The sequence below is a fragment of the Trichormus variabilis 0441 genome (assembly GCF_009856605.1).
In the GTDB taxonomy this organism is placed as follows: domain Bacteria; phylum Cyanobacteriota; class Cyanobacteriia; order Cyanobacteriales; family Nostocaceae; genus Trichormus; species Trichormus variabilis.
Genome location: NZ_CP047242.1, coordinates 3,194,580 through 3,218,328, shown reverse-complemented (window position 1 = coordinate 3,218,328; position 23,749 = coordinate 3,194,580). Strand labels below are relative to the sequence as shown.

Here is a 23,749-nt window from a genome sequence, read left to right as displayed (position 1 = left end):
CATTGGGTAAACTACTCTAATTTTAAGTTGCACAATCCATCATGATGGCTGTTGATAGTTGACAGAATGGAAAGATTTTTATTATCAGGATTTGATCTTATACCAAATTAATATGAAGCTGCATAGAATAATTGAACGCAGATGCACGCAGCGAAAAGTTCTGTAGGAGGGTTTCCCTCCGTAGGAAACTTTCAAGACAGAGAAACGCGGATAAATCAACGGATTTTATATTGTATGCGACCTCATATAAAACTGATATTAGCTTGATATCATAATATATCTGGCTACAGCTATAGGAATCTTATATCGTCCATAAAAATACTTGGTTTTGTTCTATAATTAAACCTTATTTATATGAATAAATACTGATTTAAAACATTCTACGGTCAAGACAATATTTATAAGAAGTCTATAGGAATCAGATTTGATTATTGAAAATATATAAGTATCTGCATAGTGGGTATTGCCCACCCTAGATTTGAGAGATTAAATACTAGTTCTATCTATGGTTAAAGTTAAATTTGTTCAATAATTATGATTTTAATATTTTTGTTAAAATTTACTTTTGCACAGTTAACTACCTTGCCGTTTCCATCTAATAATGCCAGAATGTATAAATCAATTCAATTATTGTTATACCGTAAAATTGCCTATATTTAACTCAATAATTAAATAGTACAGTAATGGCAATTTAACGATTTATTTACAGAAAAAACTGGTTTATGAATACTAACTTTCAGGTCATTGAATTGTCGGGAATTTTAGATGGAATTAGGGGTAATCAACTACGCCGTGAAATTAGCGAATTGATTGCTGATGGTAACAATATTTTTTTGCTGGATATGAATGCAGTAACTTTTATGGATAGTTCTGGCTTAGGTTCTTTAGTATCGGCAATGCAAATGTTACGCTCTGTTAATTCCCAACTTTTTATCTGTTCTATGAATGACCAAGTTAAGATGTTGTTTGAATTAACTAAAATGAATAGGATTTTTCAAACTTTTATCGATCAAGATGACTTCAAACGGCAAATACTGACAGCTACAAGAGCTATTTCTTAATTAAAAGAATTTAATATAATGCTATCAACCCAAAGTAATTTTTAATAATGATAAATCATCTTCAAGTATTTGTTGAATATTTAAGGTCATTATTTGCATTAATATATAATGAATATTACAGGGTTCTTTCTGGCTAGAGTTAGTTAGTATTTCAATAAAGGCATCGAGTCCTAAAATCTTACCATCTGGCTCTCTAATTTCATAAATGCCATCACTAAATATGTAAAGAGTGCTGTCTTTCTTCACTTCCCAGATAGCATCCTCAAATTGCACATCAGGTAAAAATCCTATGGGTAAATCTAAAGAATTGAGTCGTTTAACTTGAAAACCAGTTTCAGGTTTACCAGATAGGATTACGGCCGGGGGATGTCCGGCGCTAGCATAGACAAGTTGATGTTGAATACAGTGATAAACTCCATACCAAATCGTGAAGTATTTATCGCCGTGATTTGCCATCTGGAAAGCATGATTTAGCGCCTTTAAAACTTCTCTAGGCTTGTAGAAATTAGTATTAGGTAAAGATTGCGATCGCAGAATATTCAAGATAGAGACAGATAATAAAGCAGAACCTATTCCATGTCCTGATACATCCAATAGATAAATTGCCAAATGCTCGTCATCCAGCCAGTAATAATCGAAGCAATCACCCCCCAACTGGGTTGAAGGAATAAATAAGGTTTCTGTATTTACTTTTCCTTCCAGGGGTTTGGGTAGAAGCGATCGCACATAATCGGCAGCTTCGGCTAAGTCTGCTTCTAAGGTTTGCTTTTGGGTTTGTAAATCATGGTTGAGCATTTCTAAAGTTTGTTTTTGGATTTGTAAATCCTGGTTGAGTTGATGTAACCTGAGTCCGGCTCTTACCCGCGCTTTTAATTCAATCATTTCGATTGGTTTAGAGATAAACTCATCAGCTCCAGCATCCAGTCCTTTAACTCTGTCTTTCTCCTCTCCTGGTGCTGCTCCCTTAGCAGTTAACAAAATAAAAAAACTAGTTGCTAACTCTGGATTTGCTTTAACTTGACGACAGACTTCCAATCCATCTAACCCAGACATCACCCAATCACAAATAATCAATGCGGGACGGAGGAGCTTTGCTTGAATAATTCCTTCCTCTCCATTGTTGACAACAGTAGTTTCGTAACCCTGATTCTCAAGCGTTCTTTTTAGCACCGTCCGCACAACCGGATCATCGTCAATGACTAAAATTTTTACCATAAGTGATGAGCTAATAAATATAATTTCAATTAAGTAATATATTTATTTCAACTTAACTATAATCGAGTTGATAATGTACAGTGAAAATACTCAAATTAAATAAAATGATTATTGTGTATGCTTAATTCAAGTCTAGTTTTATCTAAGAAGTGAATCATAAAATCTATTTAAAATTAAATACGGACTTGTCAGCCTCGGCTAAGGTGTTGTCGTGGTTCGAGCAGATAAATCAACCAGTTATTTCTCATAAGCAAATCTGGTGGCAATGTCAAACATTACTAATGGAGGGATTTGTTAATATTGTTGAACATTCACACAAACATTTACCAATAGAAACACCTATTGAGATAGAAGTTTCACGAACACAGGATTATATAGAAATACGTATATGGTCTCAAGGTGAACCCTTTGACTTAGAACAGCGATTAAAAAAAACAACTGAACTGGAAAAAAATATTCAAGAGCGCGGTCGCGGTTTAAAAATTATGGAAGCGATCGCCGATGATTTAAGTTATGAAAAACTAGCAGATAATCGTTACTGTTTATTGATTCGTAAGCATTATTAAATCTATTTATTATCATATCCTCATCTGTAATTAAAGATGAAAGCACAATTACCTGATAACGAAGTGCAGAGAATTGCAGCACTTTTAGAGTATAAAATTCTTGATACTCAATCCGAAGCAGCATTTGATGATATCACACGTTTAGCATCATATATTTGTGGAACGCCGATTGCTTTAATCAGCTTAATTGACCAAAACCGTCAATGGTTTAAATCAAAAGTTGGGCTGGAGAGGCGAGAAACACCGCGAGATGAGGCATTTTGCACTTATACTATTTTAGAATCTGATGTCTTTATCGTGCCTGATGCTACGACTGACGAACGCTTTGCGACAAATCCATTAGTAATATCTGATCCCAAAATTCGATTTTATGCTGGTGTGCCTTTAACTAACCCTGAAGGCTATTCCTTGGGAACACTTTGCGTTATTGATTACATACCCAGGAACTTGAGTCCTGAACAGATTGAGGCGCTACAAATTCTAGGTCGCCAAGTCATCAAGCAACTGGAACTGCGTCGTAACTTAGCAAATCTAGTACTTGTAAATAATCAACACAAACAAGCACAAAAAATCCGCCATCCATTTTTTAAAAAGATTGCTGGTGGCTTTGGATTAGCATCAGTCATTTTAGTCTTACTTGGCTTGGCTTCCTATCAAAGTGAAATAGAATTAATTCATAGTAGTAATCAAGTTCAAATAACCCAAGAAAGCATTAATAACTTAGAAAAACTGCTATCTCAAATTAAGGATGCAGAAACTGGACAACGCGGTTACATTTTGACAGGAAAAGACCTTTATCTGCAACCTTATCAAACAGCTCTGACAAACATTGACCAGAAATTTGCGGAACTGAAAAATACCACTGTTGATCAAGTTCAACAACAGCGTCTTGTCATACTCAAACCTCTGATTACAGCAAAAATCACTGAACTGAAGCAAACTATCAAACTACGTCAGAATCAAGGCTTCCAGACAGCATTACAGGTCATCCAATCTGATAAAGGGCAAACTCTCATGGATGACATCCGCAAGGTGATGCGTGAAATGGAGACAGAGGAAAAGGTGCGCCTTCAACAGCAATTACAAGCGGTAAAAGCCAGTGGGCAAAAAGTTATTGTCATCTTGGCGATCGCCATCGTCTCAGGTTTAATCATTCTCGCTGTTGTTTACTACCTAATTTATTGTGAAGTTATTGCACGCCAGTCGATGGAAAATATACTCAACGAAGAGCGTAATTTTATTTCGGCAGTACTGGATACAGTCAGCGCTTTAGTAATCGTCCTAGATTCCCAAGGGCGAATCGTTCGCTTTAATCAAGCTTGTGAGGTAATAACGGGTTACTCATTCGATGAGGTCAGGGGTAGGCATTTTTGGAATCTGTTTTTGCTTCCTGAAGACGTAGAGTCAAGCAAAGCATCTTTTGCAAAGTTTCCCACAGATTCAAGAGTTTCCGGTATTCAGGAGTCTGAAAACTACTGGGTAACTAAAGATGGTAGTCGGCGCTTAATTGCATGGTCGAGAACTATCCTGCAAAACCATGAAGGCTCGGTAGAATACATTATTGGGACAGGTATTGATATTACTGAGCGCAAACGTGCAGACAAGCATTTAACAATACAATATGCCATCACCCGTGTCTTGGCAGAATCTACAACGATTACCGAAGCTACTCCCCAAATTTTGCAAGCCATCTGTGAAACCTTGAAATGGGATGTCTGTGAAATTTGGATGGTAAATCAGCAAGGAAATTTCTTGAGTTTTTTCGACCTGTGGGATCAAACATCTTTGGAAATGCAGGAGTTTAAAACCCAAAGTCAGCCAATCACATTTGCATCGGGGATTGGATTGCCAGGACAGATTTGGGCTAGCGGTCAACCAATTTGGCTGACCGATATTGCCGATGATGCTAGCTTTCTCAGAAACCAATTGGCAGCGCAAGTAGGATTGCGTGGTGCTTTTGGTTTCCCGATTCGGAGTGGGCAAAAAATTTTGGGAGTCATTACCTGCTTTAGTCATCAAGTTCAGCCGCATGACCCAGATTTGGCAAAAATCATGGATTCTATTGGCGAACAAGTAGGGCAGTTTATCCATCGCAAACAGGCAGAGGAGGAACTGCAACGGCAAAACTTGCGATCGCAATTATTTACAGAAATCACCCTCAAAATTCGCCAATCTTTGCAAATTGAAGAAATCTTACAAATCACTGTCAAAGAAGTACAAAAGATTCTCCAGACTGATCGAGTTTTAATTTATCAGTTACTGCCTGATGGTTCTGGAAGTCTAATAATTGAGGCAGTCGTTGCTGGTTGGGCAGCAATTAAAGGACAAAATATTACTGATTTTTATTTGCAAACAGAATATCAACAACAGTATTGTCTACAACAATATCGCCTGAGGCATCTGGAGGCGATCGCCAACCTAGATTTGGCAGAGATTCAACAAAGTCATCTAGAATTACTCAGAAAGTTTGGAGTTAAAGCTAATTTAGTTATACCTATCCTTGTCAAAGATGAACTCTGTGGCTTACTAATTGTCCATCAGTGCGCTAACTCCCGCCAATGGACAAGTTTTGAGACCCATCTTTTACGACAAATAGCAGACCAAGTAGGCATTGCTGTAGCCCAAGCCCAACTCTTAGAAGTGGAAACTCGACAGCGACAGGAACTGGAAGTTGCCCGTAGTCAGGCTGAATTAGCTTCTCATGCTAAAAGCGCTTTTTTGGCGAATATGAGTCATGAAATCCGTACACCCATGAATGCTGTCTTGGGGATGACTGGCTTAATGCTAGAAACTCTGCTCAACCAAGAGCAGCGAGATTTTATGGAGACTATTCGCATTAGTGGTGATGCACTTTTAACTCTCATTAACGAGATATTGGATCTCTCCAAACTGGAGGCTGGGGAAATGGCTTTAGAAAATTTGAATTTTAATTTATCAACCTGTGTAGAAGAAGTTTTAGATTTATTAGCCCCCCAAGCTCATAGCAAGGGATTAGAAATTGCTGCTTTAATCTATCGCCATGTTCCGATCCAACTCCAAGGAGATGCCAGCCGTCTGCGACAAATTCTCATGAACCTGATTGGTAATGCTATCAAGTTTACTAGTTTTGGGGAAGTAGTAATGCGAGTAGAATTGCGATCGGAAACTCCGACTACAGCTATCATCCACTTTGCCGTTACAGATAGTGGCTTGGGCATTACTTTAGAAGACCAACATAAACTGTTTACCCCTTTTACTCAAGTAGATGCTTCCACCACGCGTAAGTATGGTGGTACTGGTTTAGGATTAGCCATATGCAAACAACTAGTGACATTAATGGGAGGAGAAATCGGTGTAGAAAGTCAGTTAGGCAAAGGTTCTAAATTTTGGTTTGAAATTCCTTTTGCCAAACAACTCCAGCCTGTTTCTTTTGTAGAAGATTGCGGACTGTTAAACAATCGCCGTTTACTGGTGGTGGATGACCACGCCACTAATCGAAAAATTATCTATCACCAAGTTAGTCGATGGGGAATGCAGGTAGATCAAGCTGATAGAGCTGTTGCTGCTCTAGGCATGATTGTGGAAGCTTGCCAGCAGAACAAGCCCTATGATGTCATCTTAATCGATATGCAGATGCCTGAAATGGATGGGATGGCTTTGGGAAAACAAATTAAGGCCAATTCTGCTATTCCTCCAACACCCTTAATTATGCTCACTTCAACTAATCAACGTGACGAAGTGCAACAGGCAATTAAGATTGGATTTGCTGCTTATTTGGTCAAACCAGTGAAATCATCTCGGTTGCTCGACACTATTATGAGTGTTTTAAAAACTCCGTCACAATTGGAAGCGGAGAAGTTGGAAGTAAAGAGTCAAGAGTTAGAAAAGAACAATTTAGATCACAGCCGCAACCGTAACTTTACTGCTACCCAGGCTCAAAATTCTGTTTCCACAAAAACTAGAATCCTACTGGCTGAGGATAATTTAGTTAATCAAAAAGTGGCTCTTAAACAACTCCAAAGCCTTGGTTATACAGCTGATGTTGCGGCTAATGGCAAAGAGGTTTTACAACTATTAAAACAAATTCCCTACGATTTGATTTTAATGGATTGTCAAATGCCAATTCTTGATGGTCTGGAAACCACAAAAGAAATTCATCGTTGGGCAGAAAGCTCCTTTGCTAGCGGTCGTCGTCCTGTGATTATTGCGATGACAGCTAATGCTATGAAAGAAGACAAACAAATGTGTCTAGATGTCGGCATGGATGATTACTTGAGCAAGCCTGTGATGAAAGAACAATTGGCAACAGCATTAGAATATTGGTGCCAGTTGATACTAAATGCACGACAGGCGGTAGAATTTGATATACATAGTCTTCCTATTGACTGGGAACACTTACATCAACTTTCCGAAAACGATACAGAGTTTGAATTGCATTTGTTGCAAATATTCGTTGAAGATGTCCGAGCTAGATTAGAGTTAGCTAAAGAGGCGATCGCTAACACAGACTTTCAAAAAATGGCTCAACAAGTCCATCAGCTTAAAGGCGCTAGTACCAATCTCGGAGCTACCGCTATGTACCTAGCTGCGGAAAGGCTAGAGCAGCTAGCTAACAACCAAGAGCGTAGAGGTAGTATGGAGCTAATTACAGAAATAGAAGAGTCTGTCAACCAGATTCAAGCTTTTTTAACTAGAAGCCAAGTTGTTTGACCGGAAGAGGCACGGGGAAACCTTCTCCTGACAGATGTAGGTTTTTTACACTACACCTCCAAAACACGGGTTTAGGGTATAGGGGTATAAGGGTGTAGGGATTGATGAAACTATTATTCTTGTGTTAGTGCGAGACTTATCACTCATCACTTTATTAAAAACCTATACCTGTGAGGAAACCTTCTCCCCATCTCCCTGCTCCCTGCTCCTTTTCCTCTTCGTGATCATGTTTTGTTAGTAGTTAAAGCAACTAACAAATGACCACTGACAACTGACGCACAGTGCAAAAAAAAAGGTTTGGCTCACCACCAAACCTTTCTATAAAATCCAGTGCATAACAACATCCCGAAATAATGTACCTGTTATTTTGAGGCGATCGCATCTTCCTATAGGATGTAGCTAAACGTTAAAAAGCCTTATTTTAGACGAAATCAGTATTAATAATTACATTTAAGGTAATTTAATCCGTTTTTTTGATTGATTGCCAAAAAAAAGACGGGTTTTACCCCGTCGAAGTAGCTTGAAAGTGGCAATACACCTTGGACTCTGGAAAATAGGAAAAATAAAATTTAATAGATTGAAAGGAATATCAATGATGTAAACAACAAGAACGTTTATTTATGCTGTACTTGGATTGTTAATCATTTCCATCCTTGCAATTCTCATCAAGTTATCACAGTCAAGTTTACATCAGTTGCCAAAATGCCAAAACCGACAAAATGAATCAATTCAAAATTCAAAATACCCTACGGGTTCGCGTAGCGTTCTCGTACCCCTATAGGGAAGCAAGCTACGCGTTAGCGTCTCCGACAGGAGAAGGAGAAGAGTAGGCTACGCCAACAAAATGCAAAATAAAATAATGCTATTTCTGAGTATTTTAAAACAACATTCAGAAATAGTAGTACTATTTATTACATTCAAAGTTTGATGATTTACGCTTACTACATCTGTAATCAATCAAGCCAATAAATAATATTGCTAGAGAAAATCCAATATGGGTATCTTGAATAAATTTCGTCAGGGTCAAATTTTTACTTGGTCGTTACTAAATATATTTTTCCTTGCTGGTTGTTCTTTTCCTCAGGCGGAAACTCCTACAAACTCCACACCCGTAACAAACACTAGTACAGGCGAAACCTTACGTCTACTTTATTGGCAAGCACCAACTATTCTCAATCCTCACCTAGCGCAGGGAACTAAAGACTTTGAAGCTAGTCGTATCGTCTATGAACCCCTCGCCAGCCACGATAAAGACGGTAAATTGGTTCTGTTTTTAGCCGCAGAGGAACCTACTCTAAAAAATGGTGGTATAGCCAAAGATGGTAAATCAGTTACCTGGAAACTCAAGCAAGGAGTCAAATGGTCTGATGGTCAACCTTTTACAGCTGCGGATGTGGTATTTACTTACAAATTTCTTTCCAATCCGGCTGTCGGTGCTACCACTTCCGCTAATTACGAAGCTGTGCAAAGCGTCGAAGCCATCGACGATTACACTGTCAAAATTAATTTCCAGAGTCCTAACCCAGCTTGGTCACTACCTTTTGTGGGCTTAAATGGAATGATTATTCCCCGTCACATTTTTGAGAAATTTAACGGTAGTAACGCTAGGGAAGCGCCAGGTAATTTGATTCCTATAGGTACAGGCCCTTATAAAGTCGGAGAATTTAAACCCGGTGACACCATTATCTATGAAGCTAATTCTGTGTTCCGTGAAGCCAATAAACCTTTCTTTAAGCGAGTAGAACTCAAGGGAGGTGGTGATGCGACATCAGCCGCGAGAGCAGTACTACAAACTGGAGATGTAGACTACGCTTGGAACCTGCAAGTAGAAGCCCCGATTCTCAAGCAACTAGAAGCAGCAGGCAAAGGGAAATTAAAAATTAGTTTTGGTTCTTTTTTAGAACGGATTACCATCAATCATACCGACCCTAATAAACAAACAAAAGACGGCGAACGTTCTAGCACTGAATTTCCTCATCCATTTTTTCAAGACATCAAAGTGCGTCAAGCATTTAACTATGCAATTGATCGGGACACAATAAATCAACAATTATATGGTTCTAGTGGTCGTCCTGCCGCCAATATCCTATTAGCACCAGAGATTTATAACTCACCTAATACTAAATATGAATTTAGCCCCAAGAAAGCTACTGATTTATTAGATGAAGCTGGATGGAAAGATACAAATGGTAATGGTATTCGAGACAAAAATGGTGTAGAGATGAATGTTTTGCTTCAGACATCTGTAAATCCAGTGAGACAGAAAACTCAGGAAATTATTAAACAAGGATTAACCTCTATTGGTGTTGGGGTGGAACTAAAAAGTATTGATGGTAGTATCTTCTTTTCTGGAGACCCATCGAACCCAGACACCTTGGGAAGGTTTCAAGCTGATTTACAAATGTTTAGTACGGGTAGTACGAATGTAGATCCTGGTGCTTATATGAAAGGCTTTACTTGTAGCGAAATTCCCCAGAAAAAGAATAACTGGTCAAAATCCAATCATTCACGTTACTGTAATCCTGAATATGATAAGCTCTGGCAACAGTCCAACACAGAATTAAATCCTGAAAAACGTCGGCTGCTATTTATTCAGATGAATGATCTGCTATTCAAAGATATTGCTTTAATTCCCTTGATTGCCCGTGCTGATGTCAATGGCGTGAGCAATAGACTGGTCGGTGTAGATTTGACCCCTTGGGATACTGATACATGGAATATTAAAGATTGGCAACAAGTCCAGTCTCTTGGTAATAGGTAATTTGATTATTACTCATTACTTATTACATCGATCTCCAGCTATAAATTAATTTTTTTAATTTATAGCTTGAGTATAATTTAATATCTTGAAAATCTTACTTATATAAAAGTATAGGTGAATAACACCTATTGACGTAAGTGAGGCTAACAATCATGTCGAATCAACTTTTTGCATCGGATTTACTCATAGACTTATCCGCAGAAGAACAGCAACTTCTTGCTGGGGGTCAAGACCGTAGAGATGAAGAATTCCAAAGAGATCGAGATAGAGGAGATAGAAGAAATAGATATTCCTGTCGCTATTGCTATGATTGTCGTCGTGACTAAACCTTTTAATGAACGACAAATTCCATAATCTTGGCAGATAGTGGAGGATAGTGGAAGGGTATGGAATTACCCTTCTACTAAGGTATTTATCTCATTCTTTTTTTCAAATGATCAAAGCTTAATTTCAGAAGTCAGAAAAATTCCTCTTCAAATATTTTTAGGTAGTTTGACTGTGAATTTACTACCTTTACCTACTTCAGAAACCAAACTAATCATACCTTCGTGCGCTTCAACGATACGACTGGATAAATGCAAACCTAAACCGCTACCTGAGCGTTTATTTCTTCCCTGACGAAATCGCTCAAAAATGGTCGCTTGGTCTTCGGGAGCAATACCATAACCAGTATCTTCAATTTCGATCGTTAACCAATGATTATTTGGTTCAAAAAAGCGAATTTCAATGCCGCCAGTGTCTGTAAACTTGATGGCATTTGCTACTAAGTTGTACAACACGCGCCGTAGTTCGAGGGTATCACCCATAACTACACCTGCTTTTTCGCCTAAGTTATCTATCTGAGTGCTATCTATTTTTAAGGCGATACCTTTTTCATTAGTTAGAGTTGTGAGTTCGCTAACCACTTCTTGAGCGATTTCTTTTAAGTTGCAGCTTTCATAATTTAATGTTTTCTTACCGGCTTCAAAGCGATAAACTTCTAGTAAGGTATTAACCATTTGCATCAAATTTTGGTTGCTGCGAATCATGACAGCGATCGCCTGTTTCATTTCTGGTGAAATTTTGCAAAAGGCTTCTTGTTGAAACAAGTCCAACATCCGATCTGCTGCTACTAGCGGTGTGCGTAAATCGTGGGTTAGGCGTGACACAAAGTCTTCCCTTTGGCGTGCCATTTTTTTTTGTTCGTCCAGACTGTGCTTGAGACGTAGGAGCGATCGCACTCTAGCCAATAGTTCATCTGTATCAAATGGTTTGCGAATGAAATCATCCGCGCCTACGTCCAAACCTTCCACAACACTCGATTCGTGAAAAGCTGTAATCAATAATATTGGTACATAACTTAAGGCTGGGTTATTGCGGATGCGTCGTGTCACTTCATAACCATCCATCCCCGGCATCATTACATCTAATAAGATTAAATCCGGTGGCGACTGTTCTACTTTTTGCAAAGCTGAAATGCCATCACTGGCTAAATCAATTTCATAGCCTTCACTTTCTAAAATTGTTTGCACTAAAATCAGGTTATCTTTAGTGTCGTCAACAGCCAAAATTCGATCAATTTGATTATTTTCCACAACAGACATGATAATAAGCTTGTTTTTTATATATAAATTTATAACTTGAGATTATGATATTTCCTGGGGGCTGGGTTGGATTTAGCCGTAGGGTGGTGTACTTTGTGATCTGGCTGCATCATTTCTTTCGCATCTTGCACAGATGATGAAGATAGAGATAAGTTTGACAATGGCAATTGTCTTGGCAATGTAATTGTAAAAATTGAACCTACTCCCAATTGACTTTCTAAGATAATTTTACCACTCATCATTTGCACTAACGAGTCGATAATTGCCAACCCCAAACCTGTACCTGCATACTTGCGAGTAATGCTTTGATCAACTTGTCGAAAAGCCTCAAAAATATATTTAAAATCTTTAGATGCTATGCCAATACCTGTATCTTTTACTCTAATTTCCACCCAACTTCCTGGTAAGTCTTTTACATCGATCCAAATACTACCAGAGTCTGTGAACTTAATGGCATTAGATAATAAATTTATTAGAATTTGTTTAATTCTTACTGGATCATTTACTAGCAAAGGATTTTGTAAGTCAATCTGCACTAGCAAAGACAGCTTTTTTGCCTCAGCTAGAGAGCGCATTTCCGCAACGGCAGCGTTAATTACTTTAGTTAAATCAAATAATTCTGGCTTCAGTTCTAATCTTCCCTCTTCTAATTTGGAGAAGTCTAAAACTTCATTTAATAGCATCAATAAATGTTTGCCATTATTCAGAATCCGTTCTACCATATCGGCTTGCTGACCTGTGAGATTGCCGAATTTAGGGCGTAACAATATCTGAGAAAAACCAATAATCGCGTTCATTGGTGTTCTCAATTCATGGGACATGGTAGCGAGAAATTGAGATTTCAGCCGCGATGCTTCTAATAGTTTTAAGTTTTGAATTTGGATTTGTTGCCGTTGTCGTTCTAATTCTTGATTTTTTCGCACCAGTTGCTCATGACTTTCTCTCAGTTGTTGGTAGGCAATAGCAGTCTGCATTTCTGCACGATAAAGCCGCATTGCATTACGTAAAACTTGAGCTAAAGTTTCCGATGAAACTCTAAATTTAGATAAGTAATCTGTTGCACCAGCTTTCATTAACTCCACGGCAATTTGTTCATCACCTTGAGAAGTCAAAACTACTAAAGGAATTTTGATATTTAAGCTACGAATTGTTTCGATTAAGTTTAAACCGTCTTGGTCGGGTAAACGATAGTCGATGAAGGCACAATCAAAAGATGTATTTCTTAAGATAGAGAGCGCCGTGTTTCCGTCACTTACCTCTGACATTTCCATACGTACCCCAGCTTTAACCAAAGCACGGCGAACTGTCATGCGGTCTACTTCATCATCGTCTACAACCAAAATCTTTAGCGTCTCTTCCATCGGTTTTTATATTTGCTGCCAAATACAGGTTGATTTCAAACATTTCTGGTTTCAAATTTTTCAACTAAAAACTTTGAGCCTCTTGAATATAGTCTTTATTAATTTTTATATTTGAATTGAGCAAGTCTGATTTTCAGTATCAAAGATAAAAATTAGTGTTTCTCGTTTTGCTTATATCAATCTAATAGGGCATAATTCATGTGATTAGAAAATACGATAGTCTCTGTTCACAAAATCTGTTGTTAGACAGACTAAGGCATTTCACAGAATACCCAATATTTATTGAGTGCTGCTATTATTTCTACAAAACTAGAGAATGTGACGGGCTTGAGGATATAACCAGCAACGTTTAAGTTGTAAGCTTCTACACGGTCTTTATCCTGGTTTGATGTCGTCATCACAACTACGGGAGTCAGTCGTAGTTGGGGATCGGATCTTAATTCTTGCAAGAATTCAATACCACCCATTTTAGGCATATTTAAGTCTAGCAAAATTAGGCGACGCTCATGAGGAAAATTTGGCGTTTGAGTGTGGTTCCCGCGCAAAATCTTTAGAGCCTCTAAGCCATTATCTGCTAAGTAAATAGGATTAGTAATATTAACTTTCTGGAATGCTCGTTTGACATTCATAACATCAACTTCATCGTCCTCCACTAATAGTATGTTAATCACTCTTTCCTGCATTTTTTGTATTTAAACTATGCTTTTTATAGGAGGCTAGCTAATTCGTGAATAGTTATTCATGAATTAGTAATTAGTACTATACAAATGCTGAGTGCTTTTGCAGACTAAGCTTTTACTAAGTCAAATAAAATACTTGAGTGAACCTTCAACCCAATTGTAAAAGAGCGACTGAACGCACGTCCTCACCCATTAGTGAGAGTTGGAGAAAATCATTGTGTACCATAAGCTTGAGCTATTTTACTCAAGAGAACGTTTAGGCCAAGTAAAACGAAATGTACTTCCAGGCCCAGAGACAGGCTTCAAATTAATGGAACCCCCTTCCGTCTCGACAATTTTTTTGACGATCGCCAACCCAATTCCCGTATTTTCTTTGCGATCGCGCGGTTCGAGAGTTTGGAAAATTACAAAGACCTTATCGTGATATTCTACAGGTATGCCAGGGCCATCATCTTCCACACTAAATTCGTAGTATTTCCCCAAATCTCGCACCGAAATTTTCACCCTACCATCGACCCCTGTGTGGTGTTCAATGGCATTTTCGATTAAGTTAGCGAACACCTGTTGTAAGGGAACTCTCTTTGTCACTAAAGTAGGCATTTTTGGCTGGATTTGAATCTGAAAACTTGCTGGTGGTTGCAACGAGTCGATTACTTCTCTGAGTAATGAGTCCACATTGACCTGTGTTAATTCTGTGTGGACGCGGCCAATACGCGAATATTCCAGTAGACCATTAATTAAGGCTTCCATGCGCCGCACCCGACCCCGCAACAACTGCATTTGATGTTGATTTTCTTCAGGAAGTTGGTCAGCGAGGTCTTCTTCTAACCATTCTGATAAACTAGCGATCGCCCGTAAAGGTGCTTTTAAATCATGGGATGCAACATAAGCAAACTGGTCTAACTCTTGATTACGTTGTTGCAACAACGTGGTAGTTTTCGCCAGGATAGTGTTTAAGCGTGTCAGTTGTTTGGTTCGTTGTTGGAGTGTAATTTCGACTTGCTTACGTGGGTTAATATCAACACAGGAACCTATGTAACCAGCGAAACTACCATCTGAATTAAATCTGGGTGTACCTGTATCGAAAATCCAGCGATATTGTCCATCAAAACGTTTTAGGCGATACTCCATCATGAAAACTTCTCGATGCTCAAAGGCTGTAGTATATGTGTGAATGCAGCGTTCTCGGTCTTCTGGATGCACCCCTTCTACCCAACCATTACCTAATTCTTCTGCCATTGTGCGTCCTGTGAAGTCTAGCCAGCCTTGATTAAAAAAATTGCAGAGTTTGTCTAGTCCTGACATCCAAATCATCACAGGTGCGCTATTCGCCATAATTGCGAATCGTTCTTCACTTTCGCGCAATGCTTCTTCTATCTGGTGACGTTCACTAATATCGACTACTGTGCCGATATAGCCGACTATCCGCCCATCTTCATTAATTTCTGCTATTGCTTCTGACAGTACCCAAGTAATTTTGCCTTGAGGATCTTGCAAGCGCAACTCAGTTTTATATGACTTCTGTCTTGACAAAATAAACTGGGCTTGCACTTCTATAAGTTGCAAATCATCTGGATAAATAGCTACTTGCCAACCTCGACCCAATGACTGTTTTTTAGAAAGACCAGACATTTCACACCAACGCTCGTTGACATAAAGACAATTACCGGATATGTCTGCGTGAAATATGCCAACGGGAGCCATTTTTGCTATATTTTCAGGGTGGCGATCGCTCTCTGGACTTGTTTGATTGCTTGTAGTTATCATACAAACATCCCTCATAAAAATTCTAAACAAGATCCCCGACTTCTTCAAGAAGTCGGGGATCTGAGTAATCAGACTTCGTATATATATTGCTGATTCAAATTCTTCATCTATTAATATTTCCTACCTTACTTTTAAAATGTTGACAATACTTTGTCACAAGATGAAATTAAACTTAAAATCTTACTCCCGCAAAGATGAATTTTCCTACTGTCAAAAACAATAAGTTGTCACAGTATTCTATATTTTCTTGTAAAATAGCGATATATCTATAGCCAGATTTTTATCTCTATCTAGGCCCAAAAAAAATAGATTTATTATTTCTATCGGTGGATGCAGGCGCATCAAGATATCATCTATCTTTGGTTTGGGAAAATAATAGAAGTGACTGAAAAAATAGCTTAGTTTGCAAGAAGCAATTAGACAAGAGTGAGTGTAACGATGAGTGAAATCAGCATTATTTTAATTGAAGATCATGACCTAACCAGAATGGGGCTAAGAGCTGCGTTACAGGCCAACACTGGCATCAAAGTAATAGGTGAAGCGGCTAATGCCACTCAAGGACTGAAACTTTTGGAAACGGCGAAGCCGGATGTAGCGGTGGTAGATATTGGCTTGCCGGACATGGATGGGATTGAACTCACTCGCAAGTTTAGGCGTTATCAAGCTGAGAGTGGGCAAACCCACACCAAGATTTTGATTCTGACAATGGATCATACCGAAGATGCAGTACTGGCGGCTTTTGCGGCTGGGGCAGACTCTTACTACATGAAAGAAACCAGCATTAGTAGGCTGACAGAAGCAATTCAAGCGACTTTTGGCGGCAACTCATGGATTGATCCAGCGATCGCTAATGTAGTATTACAGAAGATGCGCCAAGGCATCCCCGGAGAGAGCCAATCATCTGATAAGCCCAAAACCGTCAAAATTGAGGCTCTACCTTCTGAATACGAACAAGTATTAGAAACCTACCCCCTTACACAACGGGAATTAGAAATTCTAGAGTTGATTGTTGCTGGCTGTAGCAACGGTCAAATTGCGGAGAAACTTTATATTACCGTTGGTACGGTTAAAACCCACGTCCGCAACATTCTGAATAAACTCTGCGCTGATGACCGTACCCAAGCTGCTGTACGTGCTTTGCGTTCTGGCTTAGTAGCTTAAACATGACACCATAACGCACTTAGCAAAATTTAACACCCATACTCTAACCTTGGTTTCTCCCGCAAATCAAGGTTTTAGCTTTTTGCGCTAATTTTAAAGTGAGTTCGACGGAACCTAACCCCAACCCCTTCCCTTGTAGGGAAGGGTCTGAAAATCTATAACTGATTACCAAATAATCATGGTTTTAAGCCTCTCCCCGCGTCGGGGAGAGGTACCCTGCGGGTACTCCTGCGGAGAACTCGTAGAGTAGCAAGCTATGGAGAGGGGTTCTTCCGAATTTATCGAACTCACGCTAATTTTACGAATTACTACTAATTACGAATTGCTATTAGTACTAATATCTTGGTAATCACGGTTATGCAGGGTTACAAGAATAACTAGATTACTAAACATATGACTATAGATTTACGGGGTTTTTTTCAAGCTACAGACCCTAGTCGGACTCTATTTCTCAATCAAGACACAGATAAAAAGTACTACATTGATTTTTCCTCGGTGCGTGGCGGCGATATTATCGGTAAGCTCAAACAAAAGATTACCTTTTTTAAGCCAGATGAACCTACCTGCACTTTATTTACAGGACATATCGGCTGTGGTAAATCGACAGAACTCATCCGCTTACAGGCAGAATTAGAAAAGTTAGGCTTTCATGTGGTTTATTTTGAGTCTAGTGATGACTTAGAAATGACCGATGTTGATATCGCCGATGTGTTGTTGGCGATCGCTCGGCGTGTGAGCCAAAGTTTAGATAAAATCACTCTGGAAGAGACTAACAAATTTAATGATTTGCTACTAGGTGCATGGAAGGTTTTAAACTCTGAGGTGACGGGGATTAAAGCCAAGGTTCCCGTAGTGGGTGATGTCGGTGTTAGTGTAGAGCCAGCAAAGTTATCTTTATCTGTAGGTATTGGTGAAATCACCACCAAAATTAAAAGCGACCCCACACTCCGAGAGAAAATTAATCAATATCTCGCACCGCAAAAAATCAAGCTGTTAGAAGCGATTAATCAAGAATTATTGCAACCGGCGATCGCTAAACTCAAACAACAAGGTAAAAATGGTCTAGTTGTCATTGTCGATAACCTCGACCGCATAGATAACCGTCCTAAGTCTTGGGGTCGTCCCCAACAAGAATATTTATTTGTAGACCAAGGTGAATATCTCACCAAGTTAAATTGTCATCTAGTCTACACCATGCCCCTGTCTCTCAAATTTTCCAACGATTACGGAATGCTGACTCAGCGCTTTCCCGAAGACCCCAAAGTATTACCGATGGTTCCCTTACATTGGCCTGATGGTAGGGTGCATGAGCAAGGAATGGAGCTGATGCAGCAGATGGTATTAGCCAGAGCCTTTCCTGACTTGCAACCAGAACAACGCCGAGACAAAATTTCTGAGATTTTTGATAGTGCTGATACCTTAGAGCGTTTATGTATCTTGAGTGGTGGTCATGTGCGCGACTTGTTGCGGCTTCTGAATAGCTGGATTATGGAAGAAATGGCGCTTCCCCTCACCCGCAATACCTTAGAACAAGTTATTCGTTCCCGTCGCAACGAAATGATTTTGCCAATTTCTGAAGAAGAATGGCAATTATTACGCCACGTCCAACACAAGAAAAAAGTCAGCGATGATCACGGCTACCAAAAACTCATCCGTAGCCGTTTTGTCTTTGAATATCGAGATGGCGGCGAGTCTTGGTTTGATGTCAATCCCATTTTGATTGGTGCAAAGGAGATGGGGGGATGAGGGGGCAGGGGGCAGGGGGAGCAGGGGAAGTAAAGAAGAATAACTATTGACTATTGACTAATAACAAATAACAAATGACCAATGACAAATGATTTAGTAAATAACGATCGCTCTGTGCAACAATTAGCCTGGGCGATTGATGCTTCTGTGGGACAGTTTAAGTTGATTTTGGCACGGTGTAATTATGCCAGCTTACGCGATCGCTTAATCAAAAGATTACAAGAAATTTGCCAAGCGGAAATTTATGTCTTGGAAGTACAGCAATCTGATAAAACCCTCTATACTGCCATTCGGGATGAATTTGGCGCAGAGATTCTTGGTTGTGTGATGGTTGTTGGTTTGGAAAAGGTGCAGAATTTAGCAGTGATGTTAAGTTCAGCCAATCAAGTGCGCGAGGAATTCCGCCAGCATTTTCATTTCCCTTTGGTGTTGTGGATTGATGATGAAATTTATAAACAATTAATTCAAGTTGCACCTGACTTAGAAAGTTGGGCAGTTACGAGAAATTTTGCTATTGACCAACAACAATTAAGAGATTTTATTACTGAAACGGCTCATCAATATTTGCATGAACAGACTAAACTGACTCTCCATGAATCACTAAAGCTAGAAACTGAGTTATTAGCAGCCCAAAGAGATTTATTTATAGATGGACAGATAGATAATTCAGAATTAGCGGCTAATTTATTATCATTACTGGGCTTAACTAATAAGAATATCAATAAAATTTCAGCCGCGCTAGAATATTATCACCAAGCTGGTAGTTTATGGCAAAAACTTGATTTGATTGCACCTCAAGAATTTATTTTTTTAGAGACTGCTTTTTGTTATTATATTCAAAGTTACAAATATCAAGATATCAATCATATATCTTGGAATAATACGCGGCGTTATATTCAAGAATATATTGATTTTGTTAACCAGATTCAACGTGCAGATTTAGTTGCTAAATCTCTTTATAAGTTAGCTACTATTTTACGTAATCTTAAAGCCTGGGAACAGTTAGAAAAGCTATCCCAGCAAGCTTTAGTCATTCATCAAGCAAATAATAATCATAGAGAAATTGCTAGGGATTATGCTTGTTTAGCCGAGGTAGCTTTAGCCCAAGAAAATTGGCGACAGGCAAATCAATTAATTAACCAAGCATTAGATTTTATATCAGCCGATAAATCAGAGAATCTACTTTCAGCACCAGAATTAAGCTTGTATAGATTTATTCAGGGTTGCTCTCAATATAATTTAGGGCAAATCCCCCAGGCGATCGCCAACTTAGAAGATGCTATAAATAGGTTAAATCCTCAAGAAGATGTCAGACTTTATCTGCATATTCTCAGTTATTTACATAATTTTTATTTCACTCAAAAAAAATATCTTGCAGCCTATGAAATTAAACAGCAGTCGCTTTCCATTGAACAACAATTTGGCTTGCGGGCTTTTATTGGTGCAGGAAGATTAGAAGCACGTAAGCAAACACATTTAGAAACCTTATCTACAACTTCTCTACAAGATAATATTGCCTTAGAAATTGCTGCATCTGGTCGTCAATTAGATGTAGAACGTTTAATAGAACGCGTCGGTCGCCCCGATTATAAATTGATAGTCATTCATGGGCAATCGGGCGTGGGTAAAAGTTCCCTGATTAATGCAGGTTTAGTCCCGGCTTTAAAGAAAAAAGCCATTGGTGTGCAAGATAATTTAGTCGTCGTTATGCGTGTTTACACCAACTGGCTGCAAGATTTGACGCGCATTTTGATAAAAGATGGGGGACAAAGAGAAGGAGAACCTCAACATTCTAGTTCAGAACCTCAACGTTCTCCTTCAGAACCTCAACATTCTAGTTCAGAACCTACTGTTCCCCTTTCTTCTTCCTTTCTCTCCTCATTACTCATCACCAAGTTGCGTGAAAACGAACAACACAACCTCCGCACAGTGTTAGTTTTTGACCAATTTGAGGAATTTTTCTTCGTTTACCCCGAACTTGGACAACGAAAACAGTTCTTTGAGTTTCTAGGAGAATGTCTGCACGTTCTTTCAGTGAAAGTTATTTTATCGTTGCGGGTAGATTACATCCATTATTTGCTGGAATGTAATGATTTGCCGGAATTTCAGATTATTGGTAATGACATTCTCAGTAACAACGTGCTTTATAAGTTGGGCAACTTCTCTCCCAACGATACAAAGTCTATTATCCAGCGTCTCACTGCAAATACTAGCTTTAACTTAGAACCTAATTTAATAGATGCACTGGTAGAAGACTTAGCAGGAGAATTGGGTGAAGTGCGCCCCATTGAGTTGCAAATTGTAGGAGCGCAATTACAAACCGAGAATATCACCACCCTAGAAAAATATCGGCGTTTCGGCACAAAACAAGACTTAGTACAGCATTATTTAAATGAGGTTATCCATGACTGCGGTGAAGAAAATCAGCAATTAGCGGAGTTTTTGCTGTATTCGCTGACTGATGAAAGAGGAACTCGTCCCCTAAAGACACGGGGAGAATTAGAACGAGATTTTCAGCAATATTTTTCTACTTATGATGTGGAATCTGCGCGGATTTCCCCAACCCCACGGCAAAAACAGGGCAAAATTACGCCAAAAACTTCACAACAGGCTGTGAGAAAAGAGCAAATCTTAAATCTCCAGCAATTCGATTTAGTTTTAGATATTTTCGTCAAATCTGGCTTAGTTGTGTTGCTCCCAGAAAAACCCACTGACCGTTATCAACTGGTGCATGACTATTTAGCCGCCTTTATCCGCCAGCAACAACAACAGAAATTAAAACAGGTAATGGCGGAACTAGACAAAGAAAGAGCGCAAAGAAAACTAAGTGAAGCCAAACTTTATCGCTTTCTGCAACGTGCTTTGTTTAGTTCAGTGGCTGTGGGTATAGGTATTGTTGTTTTAACCGCTTTAGCAGTGCAGTTAGCAAATGAAGCCAAAAAACAGACACAAAACGCCGAAATTAGTGCTGGAATTAACGAAATTAACGCCTTGAATAATTCTTCAGAAGCTTTTTTTGTCTCCAAACAATATCCTGATGCTTTGATAGAAGCACTAAAAGCAGCTAACAAACTCAAGGGTACACCGTGGGAGAGAGAAAACAGTTTTGCCACAATACAAACTGCGGCAACTTTACAGCGAGCTATCTACTTACAGCCCAATGAATATAAAGAAAATCGTGCCACAGAGGTGAATACTTTGGCAGGTCATGAAAATTGGGTGAGTAGTGTCGCCTTTGCCCCACAAAAACGACAGTTAGCCTCTGGTAGCGGTGATAAGACAGTTAAAATTTGGGATATCAACAGTGGTAAAACTCTAAAAACCCTCTCCGGTCATAGTGATTCCGTCATCAGCATCGCCTATAGTCCCGATGGGCAACAATTAGCTTCTGGTAGTGGTGATAAGACAATTAAAATTTGGGATATCAACAGTGGTAAAACGCTGAAAACCCTCTCCGGTCATAGTGATTCCGTCATCAACATCGCCTATAGTCCCAACAAACAACAATTAGCTTCTGCCAGTGATGATAAGACAGTTAAAATTTGGGATATTAACAGTGGTAAAAGCCTAAAAACTCTCTCTGGCCATAGTCATGCAGTGAGAAGCGTTACCTACAGTCCCGATGGAAAACGGTTGGCTTCCGCTAGTCGAGACAAGACCATCAAAATTTGGGACATCAACAGTGGTCAACTCCTGAAAACTCTTTCTGGTCATAGTGATGGGGTAATTAGTATTGCTTACAGCCCCGACGGAAAACATTTAGCCTCCGCCAGTAGCGACAAGACCATCAAAATTTGGGACATCAGCAATGGTCAACTCCTGAAAACTCTCTCCAGTCATGACCAGCCTGTTTATAGCATCGCTTACAGCCCCAATGGACAACAGTTAGTTTCTGTCAGTGGTGATAAGACCATCAAAATTTGGGATGTCAGCAGTAGTCAACTCCTGAAAACCCTCTCTGGTCACAGCAATTCAGTCTATAGTATTGCCTACAGTCCCGATGGCAAACAGTTAGCTTCCGCCAGTGGTGACAAGACCATCAAAATTTGGGATGTCAGCATCAGTAAACCCTTAAAAATACTCTCTGGTCATAGTGATTCTGTTATCAGCATCGCCTACAGTCCCAGTGAAAAACAATTAGCCTCTGGTAGTGGTGACAACATCATCAAAATTTGGGATGTCAGCACTGGTCAGACCCTCAAAACTCTTTCTGGTCATAGTGATTGGGTCAGAAGCATCACCTACAGCCCCAATGGAAAACAATTAGCCTCCGGTAGTGGCGACAAAACCATCAAAATCTGGGATGTCAGCACTGGTCAACCCGTAAAAACTCTCCTTGGTCACAAAGATAGAGTGATTAGCGTCGCCTACAGCCCCGATGGACAACAATTAGCTTCCGCCAGTGGTGACACAACAATCAAAATTTGGGATGTCAACAGTGGTCAACTTCTAAAAACTCTGACTGGTCATAGCAGTTGGGTGAGGAGTGTCACCTACAGCCCTGATGGAAAACAGTTAGCTTCCGCCAGCGACGACAAAACCATCAAAATTTGGGATATCAGCAGTGGTAAACTGCTGAAAACTCTCTCTGGTCATCAGGATTCAGTCAAAAGTGTTGCCTACAGCCCCGATGGCAAACAGTTAGCTGCCGCCAGTGATAACATCAAAATTTGGGATGTCAGCAGTGGTAAGCCCTTAAAAACTCTGACTGGTCATAGCAATTGGGTGAGAAGCGTCGCCTACAGCCCCGATGGACAACAATTAGCTTCCGCCAGTCGTGACAACACAATTAAAATCTGGGATGTCAGCAGTGGTCAAGTCCTAAAAACTCTGACTGGTCATAGCGATTGGGTGAGAAGCATCATCTACAGCCCCGATGGAAAACAGTTAGCTTCCGCCAGTGGTGACAAAACCATCATTTTCTGGGATTTGGACTTCGATAATTTATTACACACTGGTTGTAACTTACTGAATAATTACCTGATAGCCCATCGACAGGTTTTAGAAGAACTGCCATCATGCCAAACTTCTGGGCGATAGAGTCTGCCAAGATAATACCAATTTGAAAAAAGAATGGGACAAATGAATCAATTCAAAATTCAAAATAAACCATCTGTAGAGACGCGATGAATCGCGTCTTCAGCCAAGGATGTATTGCA

At 39.4% G+C, this 23,749-nt stretch carries 13 protein-coding genes; 8 read left to right on the top strand and 5 right to left on the bottom strand.

What is annotated here, in order from left to right:
* Window positions 1-722: 722 nt before the first annotated feature.
* Entirely contained in the window at window positions 723-1,061 is a 339-nt protein-coding gene (locus tag GSQ19_RS13125; protein ID WP_011318382.1) for an STAS domain-containing protein, read from the top strand.
* Between the two features lie 24 nt (window positions 1,062-1,085).
* Here GSQ19_RS13125 and GSQ19_RS13120 read toward each other — a convergent pair whose 3' ends face one another.
* Window positions 1,086-2,276 (bottom strand): SpoIIE family protein phosphatase, encoded by a 1,191-nt coding sequence (locus GSQ19_RS13120; RefSeq protein ID WP_011318381.1) that lies wholly within the window; start codon window positions 2,274-2,276, stop codon window positions 1,086-1,088.
* A 149-nt stretch (window positions 2,277-2,425) separates the two neighbouring features.
* On the opposite strand from GSQ19_RS13120, the gene GSQ19_RS13115 reads away from it, so the two are divergent.
* The 4 genes from GSQ19_RS13115 to GSQ19_RS13100 all read left to right on the top strand — a co-directional run bounded on the left by GSQ19_RS13115 (window position 2,426) and on the right by GSQ19_RS13100 (window position 10,618).
* Window positions 2,426-2,842: an ATP-binding protein gene (locus tag GSQ19_RS13115; RefSeq protein ID WP_011318380.1), complete on the top strand. Its 417-nt coding sequence runs from the start codon at window positions 2,426-2,428 to the stop codon at window positions 2,840-2,842.
* Window positions 2,843-2,878: 36 nt separating this feature from the next.
* Complete coding sequence (locus GSQ19_RS13110; protein ID WP_011318379.1) at window positions 2,879-7,531, top strand: GAF domain-containing protein; 4,653 nt, start codon at window positions 2,879-2,881, stop codon at window positions 7,529-7,531.
* A 994-nt stretch (window positions 7,532-8,525) separates the two neighbouring features.
* Window positions 8,526-10,292, top strand: a complete 1,767-nt coding sequence (locus tag GSQ19_RS13105; protein WP_011318378.1) for a peptide ABC transporter substrate-binding protein — start codon at window positions 8,526-8,528, stop codon at window positions 10,290-10,292.
* Between the two features lie 152 nt (window positions 10,293-10,444).
* Window positions 10,445-10,618, top strand: coding sequence for a hypothetical protein (locus GSQ19_RS13100; protein WP_153228415.1), 174 nt, complete (start codon window positions 10,445-10,447; stop codon window positions 10,616-10,618).
* Window positions 10,619-10,765: 147 nt separating this feature from the next.
* Here the strand turns inward: GSQ19_RS13100 and GSQ19_RS13095 are convergent, their stop codons facing one another.
* The 4 genes from GSQ19_RS13095 to GSQ19_RS13080 form a co-directional block, all read right to left on the bottom strand.
* Window positions 10,766-11,875, bottom strand: a complete 1,110-nt coding sequence (locus GSQ19_RS13095) for a hybrid sensor histidine kinase/response regulator (RefSeq protein WP_011318377.1) — start codon at window positions 11,873-11,875, stop codon at window positions 10,766-10,768.
* Between the two features lie 29 nt (window positions 11,876-11,904).
* Window positions 11,905-13,236: an ATP-binding response regulator gene (locus GSQ19_RS13090; protein WP_011318376.1), complete on the bottom strand. Its 1,332-nt coding sequence runs from the start codon at window positions 13,234-13,236 to the stop codon at window positions 11,905-11,907.
* 251 nt (window positions 13,237-13,487) lie between these two features.
* Window positions 13,488-13,919, bottom strand: coding sequence for a response regulator (locus tag GSQ19_RS13085; protein ID WP_011318375.1), 432 nt, complete (start codon window positions 13,917-13,919; stop codon window positions 13,488-13,490).
* Window positions 13,920-14,156: 237 nt separating this feature from the next.
* A complete protein-coding gene (locus tag GSQ19_RS13080; protein WP_011318374.1) occupies window positions 14,157-15,683 on the bottom strand; it encodes a PAS domain-containing sensor histidine kinase in 1,527 nt (508 codons plus the stop codon).
* Between the two features lie 438 nt (window positions 15,684-16,121).
* Here GSQ19_RS13080 and GSQ19_RS13075 point away from each other — a divergent pair, with 438 nt between their 5' ends.
* The 3 genes from GSQ19_RS13075 (at window position 16,122) to GSQ19_RS13065 (ending at window position 23,630) form a co-directional block, all read left to right on the top strand.
* A complete protein-coding gene (locus GSQ19_RS13075) occupies window positions 16,122-16,844 on the top strand; it encodes a response regulator transcription factor (RefSeq protein ID WP_010997909.1) in 723 nt (240 codons plus the stop codon).
* Window positions 16,845-17,237: 393 nt separating this feature from the next.
* Window positions 17,238-18,590 carry a P-loop NTPase fold protein gene (locus tag GSQ19_RS13070; protein ID WP_011318373.1) on the top strand — a complete coding sequence of 451 codons (1,353 nt, stop codon included), beginning with the start codon at window positions 17,238-17,240 and terminating at the stop codon, window positions 18,588-18,590.
* A gap of 81 nt (window positions 18,591-18,671) precedes the next feature.
* Window positions 18,672-23,630: a WD40 domain-containing protein gene (locus GSQ19_RS13065; protein ID WP_011318372.1), complete on the top strand. Its 4,959-nt coding sequence runs from the start codon at window positions 18,672-18,674 to the stop codon at window positions 23,628-23,630.
* Window positions 23,631-23,749 lie beyond the last annotated feature (119 nt).

What these genes read in the sequence shown, in the direction of transcription:
- GSQ19_RS13125 (WP_011318382.1), top strand. Translation starts at nt 723, where the DNA reads ATGAATACTAACTTTCAGGTCATTGAATTGTCGGGAATTTTAGATGGA.
- GSQ19_RS13120 (WP_011318381.1), bottom strand. Translation starts at nt 2,276, where the DNA reads ATGGTAAAAATTTTAGTCATTGACGATGATCCGGTTGTGCGGACGGTG.
- GSQ19_RS13110 (WP_011318379.1), top strand. Translation starts at nt 2,879, where the DNA reads ATGAAAGCACAATTACCTGATAACGAAGTGCAGAGAATTGCAGCACTT.
- GSQ19_RS13105 (WP_011318378.1), top strand. Translation starts at nt 8,526, where the DNA reads ATGGGTATCTTGAATAAATTTCGTCAGGGTCAAATTTTTACTTGGTCG.
- GSQ19_RS13100 (WP_153228415.1), top strand. Translation starts at nt 10,445, where the DNA reads ATGTCGAATCAACTTTTTGCATCGGATTTACTCATAGACTTATCCGCA.
- GSQ19_RS13095 (WP_011318377.1), bottom strand. Translation starts at nt 11,875, where the DNA reads ATGTCTGTTGTGGAAAATAATCAAATTGATCGAATTTTGGCTGTTGAC.
- GSQ19_RS13090 (WP_011318376.1), bottom strand. Translation starts at nt 13,236, where the DNA reads ATGGAAGAGACGCTAAAGATTTTGGTTGTAGACGATGATGAAGTAGAC.
- GSQ19_RS13085 (WP_011318375.1), bottom strand. Translation starts at nt 13,919, where the DNA reads ATGCAGGAAAGAGTGATTAACATACTATTAGTGGAGGACGATGAAGTT.
- GSQ19_RS13080 (WP_011318374.1), bottom strand. Translation starts at nt 15,683, where the DNA reads ATGATAACTACAAGCAATCAAACAAGTCCAGAGAGCGATCGCCACCCT.
- GSQ19_RS13075 (WP_010997909.1), top strand. Translation starts at nt 16,122, where the DNA reads ATGAGTGAAATCAGCATTATTTTAATTGAAGATCATGACCTAACCAGA.
- GSQ19_RS13070 (WP_011318373.1), top strand. Translation starts at nt 17,238, where the DNA reads ATGACTATAGATTTACGGGGTTTTTTTCAAGCTACAGACCCTAGTCGG.
- GSQ19_RS13065 (WP_011318372.1), top strand. Translation starts at nt 18,672, where the DNA reads ATGACAAATGATTTAGTAAATAACGATCGCTCTGTGCAACAATTAGCC.